This window comes from Streptosporangium sp. NPDC002721, from assembly GCF_042888905.1.
Classification (GTDB): Bacteria; Actinomycetota; Actinomycetes; order Streptosporangiales; family Streptosporangiaceae; genus Streptosporangium.
The window spans coordinates 84,354-104,785 of the sequence record NZ_JBIAQI010000025.1; the positions used below are offsets into that span (position 1 = coordinate 84,354).

A 20,432-nucleotide genomic window follows, 5' to 3' on the forward strand; every position below is an offset into this window, starting at 1 on the left:
GGCGCGCCCCGCGAACCGCCCGGGGCGGCCGACACCGTCCCCCGGCGCCGGACCCGTGGTCCGGCGGACGCCACACGTTATCCCCTCGGAGGTCGAGCTCGCGACCGGGACGCGGCGGCGCCGGGTCCCGGGGGGAGATCACCAGTCGCGGCGCTCGTCCCGGTCGTCGCGGCGCCGCCCCTCGCGGCGGCGGTCGTCGTAGCGCTCGTCGTAGCGCTGCTCCTCGTAGTGCTGCTCGGGGCGGAGCCTCTCGCCGGTGGAGTGCGGCGGCGGATCCTGGACGTAGGGGCGGGGCAGCCTCTGGTCGGGCGCCGCGGACGCCGCCTGGCCGCGCAGGCCCAGCGGGTCGGAGGGGTCGACGTCCTGCTGCGGGTACGCGGGCGGCGAGCCGTACAGGTCGCGCAGGTCGGCCGGGTGACCGGCCTGGTGGGGCTGCCTGCCGCCGAACGCGTACGGGTCGGGCTGCGCGGGGGGCGGGTAGCCGCCGTACTGGTCGGCCTGCGCGCCCCCGTAGGAGGCCTGCTGCTGGGCGGCGAATCCGAAGGGGTCGGTCGAGTTCTGCTGGCCCTGCGCGTAGGGATCGGGCTCGGGCCGCTGCTGGACGGGCGGCGCGGGCTGGGCGGGCGGAGCGGACTCGGCGAACTGGCCGAAGAACTGGTCGGGACGCGGCGTGAACGAGGCGGACGGCTTCTGCCGGCCCTCCGGGGGCGCGAACGGGTCGACGGGCCGGGGCTGGGGCGGCACGCCGTAGGAGTCGGGGCGCTGGCCGCCGAACCGGTCGGCGGGCCCGGCGTAGGCGTCGGGCCGCTGCTGGACGGGCGGCGCGGCGTACGGGTCGGGCTGCTGGACGGGCGCGGCGTAGGGGTCGGGCTGCTGGGTGCCGTACGGGGGCTGCGCGGGCGGGTAGCGGTCGCCGGGCAGCTGGTAGGGCGGCTCGCCGGGGACGGGACCCGCGCCGAGCGGCTCGACGGGCTGCGGCTGCCCGTAGGGCAGGGCGTCGTTCACGATCATGTTCTCGCGGGGCACGGCGTCGGAGGAGCCGTACCCGGCGGGCATCCGGTCCTGGGGCCGGTCGGAGCGGTCGGATCGGTCCAGCGGGGGCACCACGCCGCGCGCGACGAGCACGTCGTTCGGGCCGAGGGCGGCGACCTGGCGGGGCTCGTCGAGCGGCGAGGGGACATGACCGGCCGGGCCCGCCGGGTCGGGGTACTGCTGCGGCTGGGCGTAGTCCTCGGGCCGGGGCCGGGCGTACTGGCCGGTGCCCGGATACTCGCCGTAGGCCTGCGGCTCGTCCTGTGGTGGCTGCTCGGTGTGGACGGGCTCGCCCACCTCGTCGGGGTACTGCCCACCGGCCTCGACGAAGCCCTCGTCAAGGGTGTCGACCAGGCGCCCCACGTCGCTCATGGGCATGCGGAAACTCGCGGTGCACATCTCACCGCGCCACAGACTCAGCACCAGCGTGCCTTCGTGCCAGGTGACCCGGAGCACCCGCTCCTGGCCACGCTCGTCAAAGAACACCTCGCCGAACGACGGCAACGGGACAACTTCCGACATGGAGGACATAGTGCGATAACCAGCCTTTATTCGTCCACTCGACCTCGGGAAACCCTACCGAACCGGTCTTTCCGTCCCCATCTTCCGCCTCAGCGACACCAGAACGGTAGCCCTTCCCTTGACCTTACGAGGATTGATGAGCCGGGTGATCCAGCCAGTTTGCCACGTGACGTGAACCTCGGGTTCCGGAATACGGGTATGCGTCCACGCCGCGACTCGCCGGAGCCAGCCGCGACTGTCGGGCCGAGCGGGTACGGTTGGCTGTCGTGCCGACCGACTCCATCGCCCCATCCGAAGACGTCTCCTCAAAGGTGGATATTCCCCCGGTTGAGGATTTGCTGAGCACCGCCGTCGAGGCGGTGGGCGGGGTCGAGCGCCCCGGCCAGGTCACCATGGTGAGGGCGGTGCAGCGCGCGATCGAGTCGGGCGACCATCTGGCCGTGCAGGCGGGCACCGGCACCGGCAAGTCGCTCGCCTACCTGATCCCCTCGATCAGGCACGCGATGACCTCCAAGGGCGCCGTGGTCGTCTCCACCGCCACCATCGCGCTCCAGCGCCAGCTCGTCGACCGCGACCTGCCCCGCCTCGCCAAGGCGCTCGCCCCGCAGCTGCCGCACGAGCCGTCGTTCGCGATCCTCAAGGGCCGCCGCAACTACCTGTGCCGCTACAAGGCGAGCGCGGGCTGGCCCGACGAGGAGCAGGACCAGCTCTTCGACCCCCGTGAGGTCAACGCGACGGGCCGGATGGTCCAGCGCATCCAGGAGTGGGCGAACGAGACCGAGACCGGCGACCGCGACGAGCTCGTCCCCGGCGTCAACGAGCAGGCCTGGCGGCAGTTCTCGGTCAGCGCCAGGGAGTGCCTGGGCGCCACCCGCTGCCCGAGCGGCATGGAGTGCTTCGCCGAGCTGGCCCGCGCCCGCGCCGGCGAGTCCGACGTGGTCGTGACCAACCACGCGCTGCTCGCCATCGACGCGATGGAGGACTTCCCGCTCCTGCCCGAGCACGAGGTGGTCGTGGTCGACGAGGCCCACGAGCTGGTCGACCGCGTCACCTCCGTGGTGAGCGGTGAGCTGTCGGAGACCATGGTCGCGGTGGCCGCGCGGCGGGTCGGCAAGCTCATCGAGCAGCACCTCGCCGACCGGCTCATGGAGGCCGGCGAGGACCTCAAGGCCCTGCTGACCGTCGCTCCCGCCGGGCGCCTCGACGAGCTCCCCCAGGTGCTCGGCATGACGCTCGCCCTGGTCCGCGACGCGGCGTGGGCGTGCATCACCGCCCTGGGCCCGCGCAACGGCGACAAGGACGACCCGGAGGGCGCGGGGCTGCGCAGGGCGGCCTTCACCTCGCTGGACGAGGTCCACGACACCGCGCAGCGCATGCTCGACGCCTTCGGCCACGCCGAGGAGGTCGACCGCGCCGAGGTGGTCTGGCTGGAGGCGGCCACCGACCGGCGCCCGCCCCTGCTGCGGGTCGCGCCGCTGACTGTGGCGGGCATGCTCCGCGACAAGCTCTTCGGCGACCGTACGGTCATCCTGACCTCGGCCACGCTCGCCCTGGGCGGCGCCTTCGAGGGCCTGGCCCGCCAGTGGGGCCTGGGCAACGGCACGGGCGCCGCGGCGGACGCCGAGCCTTCCGAGGACACGCCGGAGAAGGGCAAGAAGGAGAACAAGGGCGGCAAGGGCGGCAAGAGCCGGGCCGGATGGGCCGGCATCGACGTGGGCTCCCCCTTCGACCACCCGCGCAGCGGCATCCTCTACGTCGCCAAGCACCTGCCCCAGCCGGGCCGCGACGGCCTGCCCGAGGCCTATCTTGAGGAGATCACCGAGCTGATCGAGGCCGCCGGGGGCCGCACGCTCGGCCTGTTCTCCTCGATGCGCGCCGCCAAGGCCGCCACCGAGGCGTTGCGCGACCGGCTGAGCGTGCCGCTGCTCTGCCAGGGTGACGACTCCACGATGCTGCTGGTCAAGCAGTTCGCCGAGGACGAGCCGACCTGCCTGTTCGGCACGCTGTCGCTCTGGCAGGGCGTCGACGTCCCCGGCCCCTCGCTGCGGCTGGTCATCATCGACCGCATCCCCTTCCCCCGCCCGGACGACCCGCTCAGCTCCGCCCGGCAGCGCCACGTCGCCGCCAAGGGCGGCAACGGGTTCATGGCGGTCGCCGCCACCCACGCCGCGCTGCTCCTCGCCCAGGGCGCGGGCCGCCTGTTGCGCAGCCAGCACGACAAGGGCGTGGTCGCGGTGCTCGACCCCCGGCTCGCGACGGCCCGCTACGCCGGGTTCCTGCGCGACTCGCTGCCGCCCTTCTGGCCCACCAACGACCCGGCGAAGGTCCGCAGCGCCCTCAAGCGCCTCGGCGACTCCTGACGGCGCGGGTCAGGAGGTGGTCTCGGCGATGGCCTGCAGGGCCAGCACGTACGACCTCAGCCCGAAGCCCGCGATGGTGCCGGTCGCCACGGCGGCGACCACCGAGGTGTGCCGGAACTCCTCGCGGGCGGCCGGGTTGCTGATGTGCACCTCGACCAGGGGCGCGGTGCGCTGGGCGATGGCGTCGCGCAGCGCGTAGGAGTAATGGGTGAACGCCGCCGGGTTCAGCACCACGGGGATCCGGCCGTCGGCCGCCTCGTGCAGCCAGCCCAGCATCTCGGCCTCGTCGTCGGTCTGCCGGACCTCGACCGACAGGCCGAGCTCCCTGCCGGTGTCCCGGCAGAGCGCGGCCAGGTCGGCGAAGGTCTCCGCGCCGTAGACATCCGGCTCGCGGGTGCCGAGCCGCCCCAGGTTGGGGCCGTTGAGCACGTAGACGGGTCTCATCGGGTCACTCACCGCTCCTCGATGGCCGCGCCTGCCGCGCGGCCGACATTCCGCACCGGACTCCCGCCGGACGCCCCACACCACCGGTCATGCCCGCCGCGCGCCCGGCTTCCCTCACCGAACTCCCGCCGGACGGCCCCGCGCTCACCGGGCTCGCATGGCCTGCCGGGCCCGTACGGCTCGTACGGCTCATCGGGCCCGCACGGCGGACCGTGCTCACCGGGCGACCTCCTGGTAGGCGGCCTCGAGGAGCTCCTCCGGCGGGTCGACCAGCGGGGACACCTTCGCCAGGTCGTCCAGGAGGACGAAGCGCAGCGTGGCGCCGCGGCTCTTCTTGTCGAGGCGCATGTGGTCGCGCAGCTCGGGCCAGGCCTCGCGGCGGTAGGCGGTGGGCAGCCCGACGGAGGTCAGGATGGCCCTGGTCCGCTCCACGACGTCGGCGCCGATCCTGCCGTCCAGGCGGGACAGCTCGGCCGCGTAGACCATGCCGATCGCGACGGCCTCGCCGTGGCGCATGCGGTACTCCTCGACGCGCTCGATGGCGTGCGCCAGGGTGTGGCCGTAGTTGAGGATCTCCCGCAGGCCGCCCTCGCGCAGGTCGGCGCCGACGACGGCGGCCTTGATCCGGATCTTCCGCTCGATCAGCTCCCGGGTGTGCCGCCCCTCGGGGCGCCTGGCGCCCTCGGGGTCGTCCTCGATGAGCGTGAGGATCTCGGGGTCGGCGATGAAGCCGCCCTTGATGATCTCCGCGAGGCCGCCCACGTAGTCGTCGCGGGGCACCGAGACCAGCGTCGCCAGGTCGCAGAGCACCCCGGCCGGGGGGTGGAAGGACCCGACCAGGTTCTTGCCCTCGGGGGTGTTGATGCCGGTCTTGCCGCCCACCGCCGCGTCGACCATGCCCAGCAGGGTCGTCGGCACCTGCACGACCTTGACGCCGCGCAGCCAGGTGGCGGCGGCGAACCCGGCCAGGTCGGTGGTGGCCCCGCCGCCGACACCGACCACGGCGTCGGAGCGGGTGAGGCCCGCGCGGCCGAGCGCGGACCACAGCCCCGCGAGCACCTCGACCGTCTTGGCGCGCTCGGCGTCGGGCACCGGCAGCGCGACGACCTCGTACCCGGCCGCCTCGACCGCGCCGCAGACGGGGCGGGCGATCTCCGGCAGGCTCTCCGGGTGGATCACGGCGACCGTGCGGACCCCCGCGCCGAGCAGGCCCGGCAGCTCGCCGAGCACCCCGGTGCCGACCACCACGTCGTACGGGCTCTCGCCGGGGACCTCGATCCTGGAGATCGTCACGGCTTCAGGCTCCCGACGATCTCGTCGACGAGCTGGCCGGGGTCACGGTCGTCGGTCGCCACGACGATCGTGGCCAGCCCCTCGTAGACGGGGCGCCGGGCGTCCATCAGCTTCTTCAGCTGGCTGCGCGGGTTCAGCACGAGCAGCGGTCGCGCCGAGGCCAGGCCCACCCGCTGGACGGCGTTGGAGAGGCCGACCTCCAGGTAGACCACCGGGTGGCCGGCCAGCAGCTCGCGGGTGGCCTCGGCGAGGATCGCGCCGCCGCCCAGGGAGAGGACGCCGTCGTGCTCGGCCAGGGCCCGCCGTACGGCGTCGGCCTCCAGCTCGCGGAAGGTCTCCTCGCCGTCCTCGATGAAGACGTCGCTCACCGGCTTGCCCGCCGCGCGCTCCACGTCGGCGTCGGTGTCGCGGAAGGCGACCTTGAGCCGCTCGGCCAGGAGCTGCCCGACGGTCGACTTGCCCGATCCCGGAGGACCGATCAGCACTGCTCGGGGACTCATGTGATCTCCTTCGACGTCGGCCCGCTCAACGGGGAGGCGGGAGCGCCCTCGCCCGGACGCCCGCTCACTTGATCACCAGCGAGGAGAGGTAGCCGGACAGGTTGCGGGCGACCTCCTCGACGGAGTCGCCACCGAACTTCTCGATCGCCGCGTCGGCCAGGATCAGCGCGACCATCGCCTCGGCGACGATCGCGGCCGCCGGGACCGCGCACACGTCGGAGCGCTCGTGGTGGGCCTTGGCGGCCTCGCCGGTCAGCACGTCGATGGTGGCGAGCGCCCGGGGGACGGTGGAGATCGGCTTCATCGCCGCGCTGACGCGCAGCGGCTCGCCGTTGGTCATGCCGCCCTCGACGCCACCGGCCCGGTTGGTCATCCGGCGTACGCCGTCGGCGGTGTTCTCGATCTCGTCGTGGGCCAGGGAGCCGGGGCGGCGGGCCGTCTCGAACCCGTCGCCGACGCCGACGCCCTTGATCGCCTGGATGCCCATCAGGCCGGCCGCGAGGCGGGCGTCGAGGCGGCGGTCCCAGTGGGTGTAGCTGCCCAGGCCCGGCGGCAGGCCGTAGGCGACCACCTCGACGACGCCGCCCAGGGTGTCGCCGTCCTTGTGCGCCCTGTCGATCTCGGCGACCATGGCCGCGCTGCCCTCGGGATCGGCGCAGCGCACCGGGTCGGCGTCGATCGTCTCCAGGTCGCCGGGACCGGGGAGGACGCCCCGGGTGGCGGCGGCCCCGCCGATCGAGACGACGTGGCTGACGATGTCGACGCCGAGGGCCTGCTTGAGGAAGCTCCGCGCCACCTGGCCGAGCGCGACGCGGGCGGCGGTCTCGCGGGCGCTGGCCCGGTCGAGCACCGGGCGGGCGTCGTCGAAGCCGTACTTCTGCATCCCGGCGAGGTCGGCGTGGCCGGGGCGGGGGCGGGAGCGCGGCGCGTTGCGCGCCTGGCCCTCCAGCACGGCCGGGTCGACGGGGTCGGCGGCCATGACCGTCTCCCACTTGGGCCACTCGGTGTTGCCCACCCGGATGGCCACGGGGCTGCCGAGCGTCCGGCCGTGGCGGACGCCGCCCGCGATGGTCACGACGTCCTGCTCGAACTTCATCCGCGCCCCGCGCCCGTAGCCGAGGCGGCGACGGCGCAGCGCCTCGTCCAGCTGTGCCGTGGTCACCTCCACCCCGGCGGGCAGGCCTTCCAGGATCGCGACGAGCTCGGGGCCGTGGGACTCTCCGGCGGTCAACCAGCGCAACATGGTGACAAGTCTTCCACGTGTCGCCCACTGGAATGGCATTCGTTCACTGGATGAGACATCCGGCGGTGATCGTCACCGCGGGGGCGGCCCGGCCGGACGGTCAAGACCCCTGACCACCGGCGAGGGCACGGTCCGCTCCGCGGGGACGACTCGCGGGGCCCGATCCGGGCGCACCGTCCCGGCGATCACCCGTCACCGCATGTCCGTATGAGGACGTACGACCGGAGGATCACCCGGTCGATCGCCTCAGCCGCGAGGGCGCTCGGCCTGAAGGACCTCGAGAGCCTCGCGCAGGGCGGGGGTCGGCGCGATGTCGAAGGCGGCCCGGATCGCGCCCGCCAGGAAGGCGACGAAGACGTCGACCAGCGCCTCGATCTCGTAGGGACGGCCGCTTCTCAGCCAGACCATGGCCGTCTCGTCGCAGGCGGCGGTGAACCCGCGCATGGTCAGCCGGAGCGCCGGGGTGTCCGCGTCGAGGCCGAGCAGCCCGCAGACCGCGCGGTTCCCCTCCCGGCGCATCGCCTCGAAGGCCTCCCACACCGGGTCGGCGGCCTCCCCTCGCCGCAGGACGAGGTTCAGGGCGACGTCCTCGTTCTCGGCGAGAAACCTCAGGTAAGCGGCCAGGTGGCGGTGGAGTCGCTCGACGACGGGCCCGTCGGAGCCGATCTTCGCGGCCGCGCGGAGCCGGCGGTCGATCACGCTCACGACCTCCGCGTAGAGGTTCTCCTTGCCGTTGAAGTGGTGGGACAGCAGTCCGTGCGCGACCCCTGCCGAACGGGCGATGTCCGCGACGGTGACGTCGGCGTAGGGGCGCCTGGAGAAGTTCTCCAGCGCGGCGTCCAGCAGTTTCCGGCGCGTCTCCTGGGCGGCCAGTTGCCGCCGGGTGGGCGGCCTGCCCGCGACCGACTGGGGCACGTCCGCTCCCTCCCCATGACGCCGACCCGACTTTTCACCAGCGTATTCCACGATCACCCCCGCCCGGTCGCGAGGGGCGTTCGCGAGCTTTTGGTTGATTGGCATTCAATGAAGTATGTTCAACGAACGCACCACCCACGGCGGCCGGACGGCGAAGTGGGACAGCAGATCGCTGGAGGAAGAATGACGACCAAGGTCCTTGTAGTCGGGAGCACGGGCACCGTGGGCAGCCTGGTGCTCGAAGAGGTGCTCAGGCGCGGCGTCGACGCGCGGGTGCTGGTGCGCAGCGAGCAGCGTGCCGCGCACCTTCCCGCGAACGTCGAGCGCCACGTGGGCGACCTCGGCGACCCCGACGCGGTGCGCAGGGCCATGAAGGGTGTCCAGGCGGCGTTCTACGTCCCTCCGCACGAGCCGGACGAGGTGCGGCTGGGCACGTCGTTCGTACGGGCCGGCGAGGAGGCCGGCGCCCGGCTCGTCTTCGCCGGCACGCACGTCAGCGACCCCGAGGTGAGGGCCGCGTTCGCGGAGAACATGCCCGCCTACGGCGACAAGCTCGCGATCGGCACCGCCTTCGCGGCGTCGACGGCGAGCCCCGTGGTGATCTCCCTCGCCAACTTCAACCAGAACGACGAAGTGTTCAAGGAGGACATCCTGAACGGCGTCTACCCGACGCCGATCAAGAGGTCGAACCGCGTCGACCTGCGGGACATGGCGGAGCTGGCCACGACCGCGCTCGTCGATCCCGCTTTCCCGAGTGGCGAGTACGCCCTGTGCGGGCCCGAGTCGTTCACCGGGGCGGAGGCCGCCGAGATCTGGGCGGCCGAACTCGGGCGTCCGGTGACATACGTGGACGGCGACGGAGAGTGGCAGGCGATCTTCGGCAAGCGGCTTGACGGGACGAAGCTCGATGACTGGATCGCGAGCTTCGACCTGCTGAAGAACGCGGAGTTCCCGACCGATCCGGCGCAGGTCGAGGAGGTGACCCGGCTGCTGGGCCACCCGCCGCGCGACTACCGCGGCTACGTGCGCGAGACCGCGCGGCTGTGGAAGAGCCCGGCGCGCTCCTAGACCGGGCGCCCGTACGAAGTCCGGAGCCTCACCTCGGTCGTCCCGGAGAAGACCGGTCAGCGGGCCAGGAGGACGGCGGCCAGGGTGCCGACGGCCATGAAGGGGCCGAAGGGGATCTCGCTCTTGCGGCCCGCGCGGCGCAGCACCATCAGGGCGGCCCCGTAGAACCCCCCGGCCAGGAGGCCGAGGAAGGCCCCGGCGACCAGGGTGTCCCAGCCCAGCCAGCCGAGGGCGGTACCCAGGCTCGCCGCGAACTTGACGTCGCCCAGCCCCATGCCCGCCGGGTTGACCAGGAACAGCACCAGGTAGAAGCCCGCGAGGGCGAGGCCGCCCAGCCCGGCGCCGAGCAGGTCCCCGAGGCGGCCGTCGGCGAGGGCGGGCACGGCCAGCGGGGCGGCGGTTCCCAGGTAGGCGGCGAGGGTGAGCCGGTCGGGCAGCCGGTGGACGGCGGCGTCGACGAAGGACAGGGCGACGGCGACCACCGCCAGCCAGCCGAAGGCGAGCAGCTCCCCCGCCCTGCCGACCGGCGTGGGCTCCGTCCCCGGCACGTCCGGCCACACCTCTGCGTCCGGCCACACCTGTGCGTCCGGCCACAGCGCCCGCAGCGCGAGAGCGGCCAGCACCGCCGCGGTGACCCCCTCCACCGCCCCGGCCGGAGGCCGGCGGCCGTGCCGCTCCACCTCGACTCCCTCGCCCCCCTCGCCCCCTTCGGCCCTCGTATGACGGGCCACCACGCGCCGCGTCCAGAGCCCGATCACCAGACCCGCCAGGGCCGCCAGCGCGGGGAGGGCCAGAAGGGGCACCGGGGGGCTCATGGAGCCGACCATAATCCGCGAACCCCCGCCGCGCCGGGGATCCGGTCACTCCGGCTCGCGGACCGAAGTGACCCCGGAGGTCATTGACGGGGGCCGCGATGATCACGGAGGCTGGAGGCATTCCTACCCCCGGAGGGCCGGACCGCGTGGACACGGATCGCTTCAGCAAGCTGCCCGCTGTCATCGCGTCCCTCATCCTCCTGCCGGTGCTGCTCGAACTCCTCGCGTGGTACATCGAGGGCGAGGAGTACGACGTGGCCCGCGCGGTCACCGTGATCGCGGTGATCGTGACGCTCGCCCTCATCGCCACCGTGCTCGGCCGGATCAGGGCGCGGCTGCCGGTGCTGCTGGTGGTCGCGCTCACGGTCACCGCGGCGGGCGAGGCGGCGCTGGGGTTCGTGGCGGCGTTCGGCCCCGTGCTCTGGCGGGGCGGGGTGCCCGGCGAGCTGCACGGGCTGATCACCGCGGGGGTGAGCGCGTTCGCCGTCGCCACCGGCGTCTACCTGCTCGTCCAGTACCGCCGGGGCCTCTACCTCCCGTACCTGGAGGCCGGGATGGGCCCGCTGCCCACCGCCACCAAGCGCAGGGTGATCGGCGAGTCGGAGATCCTGATCCGCACCATGCCGAACATCGGCCCCTCGGTGGAGAAGGCGCTGGCCAGTTGCGTGGCCATGGTCGACCAGGACGACCTGCACTTCGTGGCCTACTTCGCCGACCAAAAGTGCTGCTTCTACACCGACGTGCTGGAGGACGCCGACCTGGCCCACTTCTTCCACGAGACCGACCAGGAGGAACGCAGGAAGATCTACCTCAAGGCCGGGAACCAGCTCAACTGGCTCACCCAGCGGCTCAACCGGCAGCTGCGCAGGCTGGAGGGCGGCGTCCTCATCCGCACGGTCCTCGACGTGGAGCGCGGGGCCATGTTCTTCTACTGGATCGACGAGACCCGCTACCTCATCGGGGTGACGCTGGACCAGCGCAAGGTCGACGTCTCCGACGACAAGATGGCCCGGCTCGTGGACACGATCCGCGGCCACTTCACCCTGCCCCCGATCAACCAGCGGGAACGCGCCCCGAAACCCCAGGGGCACCTGCGATCCGTCCCGAGGAGTGAGCGGTGGCCCGAATCGGGCTCTTGATCGTCGTCGTCGGCCTCGGCTGGCTCTCCGCCGACCTGGGCGGCCTGCGCGATCTGGAACATTCGAGCGCGTACGTGCTGTTCAGCAGCCTCCTGCTCGCGATCGGCCTGTACGGCAGCACCCACGGGATCGACCGCGCCGAGGCCAGGGAGCACTCCCGGCTGATCGTGCTCGCGGTCACCGTCGGGGTGCTGCTCAAGACCGCGTTCATCGCCGGGGTCGTCTACCTCGTCTCCGGCGACCCCCGAGCGCTGATCATGGCGGTGGTGGTCGCCCAGATCGACCCGCTGTCGGTCGCCGGGGTGATGCGGGACGGCCGCCTGTCGAACCGGGCGAAGACGATCCTCGGGGCGTGGTCGTCCTTCGACGACCCGGTGACGATCATCCTGGCCGTCTACGCGGCGGCGCTGGTGAGCGGGTCGGGGGGCGGCGGGCTGTCGGCCTCGTACTTCGCCGACCTGGGGTTGAACGTGCTGTTCGCGGGCGCGGTCTACCTGCTGTGGCGGCTGGTCAGGAACGCCCCTCCGGTGCTGACCTACGTGACGGCGGCCGGGGCGGTCGCGTCGGCCGCGTGGACCTCCCTCATGCTCGGCCTGGCGACCGCCGGGCTCTACCTGCGCCTGCCCGACGCGCGCTGGCTGGGCCGGGCGGTGAGCGTGGCGTTCGCGCTGTCGGCGTTCCTGATGGGCCTGCTGCTCGTCGGCGGGACGAACATGGGCATGGGCGTGCTGCTCGGGCTGGCCGCGTACGCCGCGCAGATGGTCGCCGCGCTGGTGCTCACCCACGGCCTGCCGATGATCGACCGGGTGCACCTGGGGCTGGCCCAGCAGAACGGGGTGACGGCGGTGATCCTCGCCCTGGTCTTCGAGCGCGACTTCGGCGGGTTCGTCGCCGTGATCGCCCCGGCGATCCTGACGGTCAACCTCGTCCACGCGGCGGCCAACCGAACCGCCGACGCCTGGGAGGCTCGGCGATCTCTTCCATCCTCGCCACGGTGACGTCGGGGGCCTCGGCCCCCAGCCGGTCGAGGGTGCCCGACTCGACTGCGGCGAGCGCCCGCAGGAGACCGCCCTCGATCACGAAGGGCACCGGGCCCGCGACGTCCACCACCACGGCCGAGGTGTCCTCGTGCACCGCCGCCTGGCAGACCTGGAGGATCGTGGCCTGGATGGGCCTGGCGTCGGGACGCCAGCGCCGCAGCGCCTCCACCCCGGTGAAGGCGAGCACCGCCTCGCGGCCGTCCGCGCCGACGAGCTTCGGGAGAGCCATCTCGCTCTCCTTCTCCTGCCGCAGCCCGTGCTCGCCTATCTCCGACTCCTTCAGCAGGGCGACCACCGGCACGAGCAGCCGGGCCCCGCTCAGCGCGGCGACGACCTCACCGGCCTGCGCCTTCCCCGCGGCGAAGGCCGCGAGCGCGGATGTCACGGCGACGTCGGCGCCACCGTCGTCGCCGGGGACCAGGGGCTGCGGAATGCTCGGCACGAACCGGGAGCCTACCCGCGGCGGGGCGGGGGGACGACCGCCCCACCCCGGTGACCGGGGCATGACGCGTACATCCGGAGCGCCACGTCCTGTACGTCACGTCCGGTACATCCTGTACGTCCCCCCGGCGGCGCGGCGTACCGGGTGAGGAGGAGGGCGAGGACCGCCTGTCAGCCGAGGTCGGCGATGGCGGCCACCGGGCCGCCGCCGCTCGGTCCCTGGTGGACCGCCGCGACCGAGACGAACACCGCCGGATCGCCGGTGACGCTGGCCGCGACACCGCCGACGGTGGCCTTGATCTGACGGTGCCAGTGCACGTCGGAGTCGTCGAGCATGATGTTGCGGCGGCCCCGCACGCTGCCCGACGGGTCGGCCTCGCACTTCATGAAGACGTTGACGAGCCGGTCGCCCAGGTCGGACGGGTGCGGGCGCTCGGGCAGCTCGATGCCGCTGGAGCGGATCGCCTCCCAGATGCCGTCGGCGTCCAGCGCGTCCTTCATGACCGAGTGGCCGATGCGGTACCGGCCGCCGATCCCCCGTACGTTGCCGACGACCACGATCTGGGCCCGGTCCAGCTCGACGCCCGAGGAGCACGACGCGACGGAGGAGTAGAGCGACAGGTCGCGGTGGATCTGCTCGGCGGTGGGCATCTCGATCTCGCCGAGGGCGACGGCGACGCCGAGCGCGGTGGTGGAGTTGGAGATGTCCATCGACGGGCCGGTGTCCTCGATGACCACGTCCTTGCCTCGCGACTTGGCGTCGTTGATCGTGGACAGGGTGAGCAACGGGGTCTTGGTCTGGACGTAGTGGACGTCGGCCGGGTCGTCGATCCCGGCGAGCTTCATGGCCTCGCGGACCCCGGCGGCGACCTTCTCCACCATCGCGGGGCGGCCGATGTCCTCGGGCAGGATCACCTCGCTCATCGCGATGCCGACGCTCACCCTGGGCTCGTCGCCCGGCTCGGCGTTCGCGGTGGTGGCGAAGATCGTGGCGTGCGGGCTGAGCACGCCGTCGGTCCCGCCCGACCACACCAGCGGCACGCTCTCGGGGGACGGATGTCCCTTGGCCGCGAGCACCCCGCGGAAGGCCGTGTCGGCCAGGATGCGGGTGTAGTCGTTCACCCCGCCGTTGCCCTCGGTCTTGCCGATCACCGCGAGCACCCGGTGCGCCTCGATCACCCCGTCGTCGATGAGCCGGGCCAGCCCGGAGGCGTCGGTCACGCTCTCGATGGGCACCTTGCGCACTTCAATGGGTTCGGGCATCCCTGCCACCTTTCGATCGCCTCATGTTCACTTTCGCACCACGGTGCCGGTCTCCCCGGTGAGCGCCGCTCCCATGTCCCCGAGAGAGGTGATCACCGACCGGTCTCCGCCCTGCTCGACGAAGCGCAGCGCGGCCTCGACCTTCGGCCCCATGCTGCCCCCGGCGAAGTGCCCGGCGGCGTGCAACACGCGCAGCTCCGACGTGGTGACGTGGCCCAGGGGCCGGGCGCGGGACGTGCCGAACCCGACGACGGCCCCGGGGACGTCGGTCGCGATGACCAGGACCGTGGCTCGTACGGCACGGGCGAGGACGGCGGCGGCGAGGTCCTTGTCGATCACGGCCTCGACCCCGGCCAGCCGTCCCTCGCCGTCGCGGGTCACGGGCACGCCGCCGCCGCCCGCGGCCACGACGGTGAATCCCGCGCCCACCAGCGCGGCCACCGCGGGCGCGTCGAGGATCTCCAGCGGCTCGGGGGAGGCCACCACGCGGCGCCAGCCGCGCTCGAAGCGGCGCCAGGTCTGGCCGAGGTCCTCGAAACGGCGCGCCTCCGCCTCGCCGAAGTAGCGGCCGATCGGCTTGACCGGGTCTCCGAAGGCCGGGTCTGCGAGGTCGACGAGCGTACGGGTGACCACGACCGCGGCACGGCCGCCGAGCGCGTTGAGGATGAGGGTGCCGACGGTGGCCTGGGTCTGCGCCCCGCACCAGTCGAGCGGCACCGGGGGGACGACGTGGGCGGCGAGCTGGTTCTTCAGGATCAGGTTGCCCACCTGGGGGCCGTTGCCGTGGGTGAGGGTGACCTGGTGGCCGTCCTCGATGAGCGCGACGACGTGGCGCATGGCCTGCTCGATCGCGCGGTGCTGGTCGCCCGGCGAGGCGCCGCCGTCGGGCCCGGTCATCGCGTTGCCGCCGAGCGCGATCAGTACTCGTTCACCCACCAGGCCGACGCTAACGGCCTGCCCGTCCCGGCTCATGGGCACTCATTGCCCAAGGAGCACCCGCCCTTCGACATATTCGGCCAACCGGCGGGCTTTCCGCGAGCCTCAGGAGACCGGTTCGGAGCGGACCGGTGGGCGGGCCGGTGGGTGGCTCGGTGGGTGGCTCGTCTAGCCGGCGAGTGTCCGGGTGATCTCCTTCACCACCCGTACGCGCTGCGGCTGCAGGTAGAAGTGGTCGCCGGGGAAAATCGTCAGGGAGAAGCCGGAGCTCGTGCGGGCCTCCCAGGACTTGGCCTGGGCCGGGGTGACCACCGGGTCGGCGTCGCTGACGAAGGCGGAGATCGGGGTGTGCAGTGGAGGCCCGGGGCGGTGGCGGTAGGCCTCGACCAGGCGGAAGTCCGCGCGGACGTAGGGCAGGATGATCTCGCGCATCGCCCGGTGGGACAGGATCTCCACCTCGGTGCCGCCGAGTTTCGCTATCTCGGCCACGAAGCGGTCGTCGTCGTACTCCGAGATCGGGGGCCTGTCGCGGGGGTCGTGCGGCGCCCTCGCGCCGGACGCGAACAGCCGCGCCGGGGCGATTCCCCTGGCCTCCAGGCGGCGCGTGACCTCGTAGGCGAGCGTCGCCCCCATGCTGTGCCCGAACAGCGCGAAACGCCTGTCCAGCAGCGGCAGCATCGAGCCGGTCACCTCGTCGGCCAGCGTGTCCATGTCCTCCGGCAGCGGCTCGTTGAACCGGTCGGCCCTGCCCGGCAGCTGCGTCGCGTGCAGCTCCACGGAGGCGGGCAGCGGCTCGGACCACGCGCGGTAGGCGGTGGCCGACCCTCCCGCGTGCGTGAAGCAGAACAGCCTCGTGGTCGCCCCCGGACGGGGAAAGGCGCAGCGCAGCCAGGTCATGCGACCATGTTCCCACGCTGCGGGCGACCGGGTGATCGCGGATGGCACCGGAGCCTCGCGAGGCAGGCGGGTCCCAAGCGCCGACGCGGACGGGCCTCGGGCGCCGAGACAGACGGGTCTCAGACATCGACGCAGACGGGCCTTAGCTCCGACGCAAGCGGACCTCGGACTCCGACGCGGACGGGCCTCAAGCTCCAGCGCAGACAGACCTCAGACGTCGACGCAGGCGGGCCTTGAGCTCCGACGCGGACGGCCCTCAGACACCGAGGCAGGCCTCGAAGACGGCGGTGAGCCGGGCGACCACGGCCTCGCGGCCGGGGCCGTCGGCGGCGTCGGGGCCGTAGAGCTGGCGCATCGTGCCGGTGCCGGTGACGAGCGCGGTGGCGACCGTCGCCCGGAAGGCCGCGTCGGGGCCGGAGAGCCGCGCCGACAGGGGTTCCAGGATCGCCGAGCTGACCCGGTCGCGGATGATCTCGTGGATCTCCGGGGAGCCGGACGACCGGATGAGCGCGGCCAGTATCACGCTCCCCTGGTCGGAGCGGAGCCGGTCGGCGACGTACTCGGCCAGGCGGCGGGGCAGCTCCTCCTCCGGCCCCTCCAGGACGCCGGGGAAGCGCCCCTGCATCGCGAGCACCTCGGCGAACAGCTCCCGCTTGCTCCCGAAGTAGCGGTTGATCAGCGCGATGTTGGCGTCCGCCTCCGCGGCGATCATCCGCATCGTCACCTGGTCGTACCCGAGGTCGGCGAACAGCAGGCGGGCGGCTTCGATGATGCGCCGCCTGGTGCCCTCCCTGTCACGCTGCCGTGTCTCATCCACCTACGGGATCCTTCCAGATTTGACGAGTAAACAAGCGTCTACTAATTTAATGTGTACTGTACATGCATTGGGGGACGGTTCATGCTGACCGAACAACAGGCCCAGGCCGAGGCCGCACCGAGTTTCACGCACAGGCAGGTGCTGGAGATCCTGGCCGGGCTGATGCTCGCCATGCTCACGTCGATGATCTCGACGTCCGTGGTGGGGACCGCGCTGCCGACGATCGTCGGCACGCTCGGCGGTCAGGACCAGCTCGCCTGGGTGGCCAGCGCGACCCTGCTCACCATGACCGCCTCCACCCCGATCTGGGGCAAGCTCTCCGACCTCTACGGCCGCAAGCTCATGTTCCAGGTCGCACTGGTCGTCTTCCTGCTCTCCTCCGTCGCCGCCGGGTTCTCCCAGGACATGGGCCAGCTCATCGCGGCCAGGGCGGTGCAGGGCATCGGCGCCGGCGGCCTCGCCGCGCTGCCGCAGATCATCCTCGGCGACGTGGTCGAGCCCCGCGAGCGCGGGCGCTACTCCGGCTACATCGGCGCCGTCTTCGGCGTCTCGACGGTGACCGGCCCGCTGCTCGGCGGGTTCATCGTGGACAACATGTCCTGGCGCTGGACCTTCTGGATCTGCGTGCCGCTGGCCGTGGTCGCGTTCGTCGTCATCCAGAAGGTGCTGAAGCTGCCGCTCGTCCGCCGCGACACGAAGATCGACTGGTGGGGCGCGACCTTCATCACCGGCGGCACCACCGCGCTGATGCTGCTGCTCTCCCTCGGCGGCAAGGAGTTCGACTGGAACTCCGCGTGGACCTACGGCCTGGGCGCGCTCAGCCTGGTGATGTTCGGGCTCGCCGTCGTCGCCGAGCGCAGGGCGGCCGACCCGATCCTGCCGCCGCACCTGTTCCGCAACCGCACCTTCGTGCTCACCTCCACCGCCTCCCTGCTGGTCGGCGCGGCGATGTTCGGCGCGCTGATGTTCCTGCCGCAGTATCTGCAGATCGTCAAGGGCATGAGCCCCACCGGCTCGGGCCTGATGACCCTGCCCCTGGTGCTCGGCCTGCTCACCTCCTCGATCCTGACCGGCCGGTTCGTCAGCCGTACGGGCCGCTGGAAGATCTTCCCCGTCGTGGGCATGCTGCTGGTCGCGGTCGGCCTGTTCCTGCTCTCCCGCCTGCACGTCGACAGCTCGCTGGTGGTCGTCGGCCTCGACAACGCGGTGCTCGGCATCGGGCTCGGCGCCTCCATGCAGATCCTGATCCTGGCCGCCCAGAACGCGGTGACCCGCGCGAACCTCGCCTCGGCGACCTCCGGGGTGTCGTTCTTCCGCTCCCTCGGCGGCGCGGTGGGCGTCGCGGCCTTCGGCGCGATCCTGTCCAACCGGCTCACCGCGGAGCTGGTCTCCCTGGCGAAGGCGGCGCACCTGCCGCTGAACGGTGGCGCGGTCCCCAGCCTCGGCTCCCCCAAGGCGATCCACAGCCTCCCCGCGCCGATCCTGGAGATCATCCTGGAGGCCTTCACCCGGGCGATGAGCGCGGTCTTCGTGGTCGGCGTCCCGATCGCCCTGCTGGCCTCGGTGGCCGCGCTGATGCTCAAGGAGATCCCCCTGCGCTCGGCACGGAGCGCCACCCCGGAGGCCCCCGCCGACCCGGCCACCCCCGCCGCGGTCGCCGCGACCGCCTCTGCCACCCCGCCGACCGTCACGACCGGCGCGACCTTCCCGGCCGCCCCGCCGACCGCCACGAACAACCCGGTCAGCCCGGTCAGCCCGGTCAGCCCCGTCAGCCCGGACAACCAGGTCAGCCCGGTCGGCCCGCCGTTCGCCACGACCGATCCGGCCACCCCGCCGGTCGGTGCGGGAAGGCCGTAACCCCCCGCGCCGCCCGGGGCCGGCCCGCTCTCCGGCCGGCCCCGGGCCCTCTCACAGCCGCCTCACGCGAGGCGTCCGCCCCGGACGGGACCCTCCCGGCCGCGCCGAGAGGGTCCCGTCCGTGGTCGGCCCCTGGCGCACGGCCGCTCGCGAGCGGCGGCCGTCAGAGGGTCCACTTCTGGTTGGCCCACCCGTTGCAGTTCCACAGCTGCACCTTGGTCCCGTTCGCGTTGATGGTCCCCAGGTCCGCGTCCAGGCAGCGCCCGTTGTACATGCTGTAGATCGTGCGGCTCGTCGCGTCGTAGATCCATTTCTGGTTGGCCCAGCCGTTGCAGTCCCAGAGCTGCACCTTGGTCCCGTTCGCGTTGATCGTCCCGAGATCGGCGTCCAGACAGCGGCCGTTCTCCCTGCTGTGGATCGTGTGGCTGGACACGTCGTAGCTCCACGACTGGTTGTCCCAGCCGTTGCAGCCCCACAGTTGCACCTTCGTCCCGTTCGGGCCGATGGTGCCGAGGTCGGCGTCCAGACAGCGCCAGTTCTGGTGGCTGCGAATGGGGCCCCAGGCCGCCGACTCCGAGCCCGTGGCGGTCGCCGCGCCCGGGACGAATCCCGCGCAACCGAGCGCGACCGCCGCCGCCGACGCCAGCACCCTGAATCTCCGTCGCATCGTCGATGCTCTCCTTCCCGCGAGAAACGGCAGTGGAGAGCGGCGCACGCCACCGGTCACCCCGTACCGCGCGTACCGCTCCCGCGAGCACGCCCGGCCATCACTCTCCGCAGCAGAAGGTACACGCAGCGAGATCGATCCCGGGTCGGCGACACGACGGGGCGTCGACACGACGAGACGGCGACCGGTGTTTCGCGGGGCGCGGGCGTCCTCCTACCGGAGCTTCTCCCCCGCCGCGGAACCGGCGGCGCCCGCGGAGTCCGCGGAGCCCACGGCGCGCTCGGCCGCCGTGATCGCGTTGCGGAACAGCATCGCGACCGTGGTGGGACCGACCCCGCCGACCCTGGGGGTGATGGCCCCGGCCACCCGGGCGCAGGACTCGTCGACGTCGGGCAGCAGGCGCCTGCCCTCGTACCGCACCCCGCCGCCGATGACGACGGCGCCGGGCTTGACGTGCTCGGGCTGGACGATCCCCGGCACGCCCGCCGCGGCCACGAGGACGTCGGCGCGGCGCGTGTAGCGGGGCCAGTCGCCCACCCCGGTGTGGACCACGGTGACGGCCGCGTTCGCCGTCGGGCGCTTCTGCGCGAGGAGGATCGACAGGGGACGGCCGAGGGTGGCCCCGCGCCCCAGGACGACCACCTCACGCCCGGCGACCGGGATCTCGTAGTGCGCGAGCAGCGCCTCGATCCCGGCGGGCGTGCACGGCAGCGGGCCGGGGAGCTCCAGCGCCAGCCGCCCGATGTTGAGCGGGTGCATGCCGTCGACGTCCTTGTCCGGGTCCATGACCTGCAGGGCCCGGTCGTAGTCGAGGTGCCTGGGGACGGGGTGCTGCACCAGCAGCCCGTGCACCGCCGGGTCGTCGTTGAAGGCGGTGATGACCGCGTGCAGGTCCGCCTGGGTGGCGCTCGCGGGCAGGTGCTCGTGCGGCGAGGCGAAGCCGAGCTCGGCGGCCTGCCGCTGCTTGATGCGGATGTATCCGGCGCTGGCGTCGTCGTCGCCGACCAGGACCGTCGCCAGGCTCGGGGTGACACCCTCGCGGGTCAGCGCGGCCACCCGCGTGGCCACGTCGGCGAGGATCCTCTCGGCCACCGGGCCGCCGGGGAGAAGCCGGGCGGACGGCGTGCTCTCGGGCTCCGGGCCGTTCGATGCGGGCTGGGACATGCGTGTCCTCTCGTCGGCG

19 protein-coding genes are annotated in these 20,432 nt (G+C 72.8%); 5 read left to right on the forward strand and 14 right to left on the reverse strand.

Annotated elements, in window-relative coordinates; genetic code table 11:
- Nucleotides 1-138 precede the first annotated feature (138 nt).
- Nucleotides 139-1,554, reverse strand: coding sequence for a hypothetical protein (locus tag ACFYWM_RS31985; protein ID WP_389921294.1), 1,416 nt, complete (start codon nt 1,552-1,554; stop codon nt 139-141).
- A 266-nt stretch (nt 1,555-1,820) separates the two neighbouring features.
- Between ACFYWM_RS31985 and ACFYWM_RS31990 the strand changes: the two genes are divergently transcribed.
- On the forward strand, nt 1,821-3,914 hold the full coding sequence (locus tag ACFYWM_RS31990; RefSeq protein ID WP_389921297.1) for an ATP-dependent DNA helicase: 2,094 nt from the start codon (nt 1,821-1,823) through the stop codon (nt 3,912-3,914).
- A 9-nt stretch (nt 3,915-3,923) separates the two neighbouring features.
- Here ACFYWM_RS31990 and aroQ read toward each other — a convergent pair whose 3' ends face one another.
- From aroQ to ACFYWM_RS32015, 5 genes are all read right to left on the reverse strand, one after another.
- Nucleotides 3,924-4,358, reverse strand: coding sequence for a type II 3-dehydroquinate dehydratase (gene aroQ, locus ACFYWM_RS31995; protein ID WP_389921519.1), 435 nt, complete (start codon nt 4,356-4,358; stop codon nt 3,924-3,926).
- Nucleotides 4,359-4,574: 216 nt separating this feature from the next.
- Entirely contained in the window at nt 4,575-5,651 is a 1,077-nt protein-coding gene (aroB, locus tag ACFYWM_RS32000) for a 3-dehydroquinate synthase (RefSeq protein ID WP_389921300.1), read from the reverse strand.
- Nucleotides 5,648-6,151 carry a shikimate kinase gene (locus ACFYWM_RS32005; RefSeq protein ID WP_389921302.1) on the reverse strand — a complete coding sequence of 168 codons (504 nt, stop codon included), beginning with the start codon at nt 6,149-6,151 and terminating at the stop codon, nt 5,648-5,650. Before ACFYWM_RS32005 ends, aroB begins: the two co-directional genes overlap by 4 nt.
- A gap of 64 nt (nt 6,152-6,215) precedes the next feature.
- The gene (gene aroC / locus ACFYWM_RS32010; protein ID WP_389921305.1) at nt 6,216-7,394 is read right to left on the reverse strand and encodes a chorismate synthase; all 1,179 of its coding nucleotides are present in this window, start codon (nt 7,392-7,394) and stop codon (nt 6,216-6,218) included.
- A gap of 246 nt (nt 7,395-7,640) precedes the next feature.
- Entirely contained in the window at nt 7,641-8,309 is a 669-nt protein-coding gene (locus ACFYWM_RS32015) for a TetR/AcrR family transcriptional regulator (RefSeq protein WP_389921308.1), read from the reverse strand.
- Between the two features lie 183 nt (nt 8,310-8,492).
- Here ACFYWM_RS32015 and ACFYWM_RS32020 point away from each other — a divergent pair, with 183 nt between their 5' ends.
- Complete coding sequence (locus ACFYWM_RS32020; protein ID WP_389921310.1) at nt 8,493-9,377, forward strand: SDR family oxidoreductase; 885 nt, start codon at nt 8,493-8,495, stop codon at nt 9,375-9,377.
- A 56-nt stretch (nt 9,378-9,433) separates the two neighbouring features.
- Here ACFYWM_RS32020 and ACFYWM_RS32025 read toward each other — a convergent pair whose 3' ends face one another.
- Nucleotides 9,434-10,192 carry a prepilin peptidase gene (locus ACFYWM_RS32025; protein ID WP_389921313.1) on the reverse strand — a complete coding sequence of 253 codons (759 nt, stop codon included), beginning with the start codon at nt 10,190-10,192 and terminating at the stop codon, nt 9,434-9,436.
- Between the two features lie 146 nt (nt 10,193-10,338).
- On the opposite strand from ACFYWM_RS32025, the gene ACFYWM_RS32030 reads away from it, so the two are divergent.
- Both ACFYWM_RS32030 and ACFYWM_RS32035 read left to right on the forward strand, forming a co-directional pair.
- Nucleotides 10,339-11,331 carry a hypothetical protein gene (locus ACFYWM_RS32030; RefSeq protein WP_389921315.1) on the forward strand — a complete coding sequence of 331 codons (993 nt, stop codon included), beginning with the start codon at nt 10,339-10,341 and terminating at the stop codon, nt 11,329-11,331.
- Nucleotides 11,310-12,329, forward strand: coding sequence for a hypothetical protein (locus ACFYWM_RS32035; RefSeq protein ID WP_389921317.1), 1,020 nt, complete (start codon nt 11,310-11,312; stop codon nt 12,327-12,329). Before ACFYWM_RS32030 ends, ACFYWM_RS32035 begins: the two co-directional genes overlap by 22 nt.
- On the opposite strand, the gene ACFYWM_RS32040 is transcribed toward ACFYWM_RS32035, so the two are convergent.
- The 5 genes from ACFYWM_RS32040 to ACFYWM_RS32060 form a co-directional block, all read right to left on the reverse strand.
- Entirely contained in the window at nt 12,250-12,813 is a 564-nt protein-coding gene (locus ACFYWM_RS32040) for an SseB family protein (protein ID WP_389921320.1), read from the reverse strand. The two genes, ACFYWM_RS32035 and ACFYWM_RS32040, sit on opposite strands and share 80 nt — an antisense overlap.
- A 170-nt stretch (nt 12,814-12,983) precedes the next feature.
- Complete coding sequence (locus ACFYWM_RS32045; RefSeq protein ID WP_389921323.1) at nt 12,984-14,075, reverse strand: ring-opening amidohydrolase; 1,092 nt, start codon at nt 14,073-14,075, stop codon at nt 12,984-12,986.
- A gap of 27 nt (nt 14,076-14,102) precedes the next feature.
- Entirely contained in the window at nt 14,103-15,011 is a 909-nt protein-coding gene (locus tag ACFYWM_RS32050; RefSeq protein ID WP_389921326.1) for a carbamate kinase, read from the reverse strand.
- A 168-nt stretch (nt 15,012-15,179) separates the two neighbouring features.
- Entirely contained in the window at nt 15,180-15,908 is a 729-nt protein-coding gene (locus tag ACFYWM_RS32055; RefSeq protein WP_389921329.1) for a thioesterase II family protein, read from the reverse strand.
- A 256-nt stretch (nt 15,909-16,164) separates the two neighbouring features.
- Nucleotides 16,165-16,725 carry a TetR family transcriptional regulator gene (locus ACFYWM_RS32060; RefSeq protein ID WP_389921331.1) on the reverse strand — a complete coding sequence of 187 codons (561 nt, stop codon included), beginning with the start codon at nt 16,723-16,725 and terminating at the stop codon, nt 16,165-16,167.
- Nucleotides 16,726-16,806: 81 nt separating this feature from the next.
- Between ACFYWM_RS32060 and ACFYWM_RS32065 the strand changes: the two genes are divergently transcribed.
- Entirely contained in the window at nt 16,807-18,582 is a 1,776-nt protein-coding gene (locus ACFYWM_RS32065; RefSeq protein WP_389921334.1) for an MDR family MFS transporter, read from the forward strand.
- 163 nt (nt 18,583-18,745) lie between these two features.
- Here ACFYWM_RS32065 and ACFYWM_RS32070 read toward each other — a convergent pair whose 3' ends face one another.
- Together ACFYWM_RS32070 and ACFYWM_RS32075 are read right to left on the reverse strand one after the other, a co-directional pair.
- Complete coding sequence (locus ACFYWM_RS32070; RefSeq protein WP_389921337.1) at nt 18,746-19,249, reverse strand: RICIN domain-containing protein; 504 nt, start codon at nt 19,247-19,249, stop codon at nt 18,746-18,748.
- A 213-nt stretch (nt 19,250-19,462) separates the two neighbouring features.
- Complete coding sequence (locus ACFYWM_RS32075; protein ID WP_389921522.1) at nt 19,463-20,413, reverse strand: bifunctional 5,10-methylenetetrahydrofolate dehydrogenase/5,10-methenyltetrahydrofolate cyclohydrolase; 951 nt, start codon at nt 20,411-20,413, stop codon at nt 19,463-19,465.
- Nucleotides 20,414-20,432 lie beyond the last annotated feature (19 nt).

Bases quoted from the DNA above. Each gene is read 5' to 3' on its own strand.
- ACFYWM_RS31985 (WP_389921294.1), bottom strand. From the start codon at position 1,554: ATGTCGGAAGTTGTCCCGTTGCCGTCGTTCGGCGAGGTGTTCTTTGAC.
- ACFYWM_RS32070 (WP_389921337.1), bottom strand. From the start codon at position 19,249: ATGCGACGGAGATTCAGGGTGCTGGCGTCGGCGGCGGCGGTCGCGCTC.
- aroC (WP_389921305.1), bottom strand. From the start codon at position 7,394: ATGTTGCGCTGGTTGACCGCCGGAGAGTCCCACGGCCCCGAGCTCGTC.
- ACFYWM_RS32020 (WP_389921310.1), top strand. From the start codon at position 8,493: ATGACGACCAAGGTCCTTGTAGTCGGGAGCACGGGCACCGTGGGCAGC.
- ACFYWM_RS32025 (WP_389921313.1), bottom strand. From the start codon at position 10,192: ATGAGCCCCCCGGTGCCCCTTCTGGCCCTCCCCGCGCTGGCGGCCCTG.
- ACFYWM_RS32055 (WP_389921329.1), bottom strand. From the start codon at position 15,908: ATGACCTGGCTGCGCTGCGCCTTTCCCCGTCCGGGGGCGACCACGAGG.
- aroQ (WP_389921519.1), bottom strand. From the start codon at position 4,358: ATGAGACCCGTCTACGTGCTCAACGGCCCCAACCTGGGGCGGCTCGGC.
- ACFYWM_RS32045 (WP_389921323.1), bottom strand. From the start codon at position 14,075: ATGCCCGAACCCATTGAAGTGCGCAAGGTGCCCATCGAGAGCGTGACC.
- ACFYWM_RS32075 (WP_389921522.1), bottom strand. From the start codon at position 20,413: ATGTCCCAGCCCGCATCGAACGGCCCGGAGCCCGAGAGCACGCCGTCC.
- ACFYWM_RS32005 (WP_389921302.1), bottom strand. From the start codon at position 6,151: ATGAGTCCCCGAGCAGTGCTGATCGGTCCTCCGGGATCGGGCAAGTCG.
- ACFYWM_RS32065 (WP_389921334.1), top strand. From the start codon at position 16,807: ATGCTGACCGAACAACAGGCCCAGGCCGAGGCCGCACCGAGTTTCACG.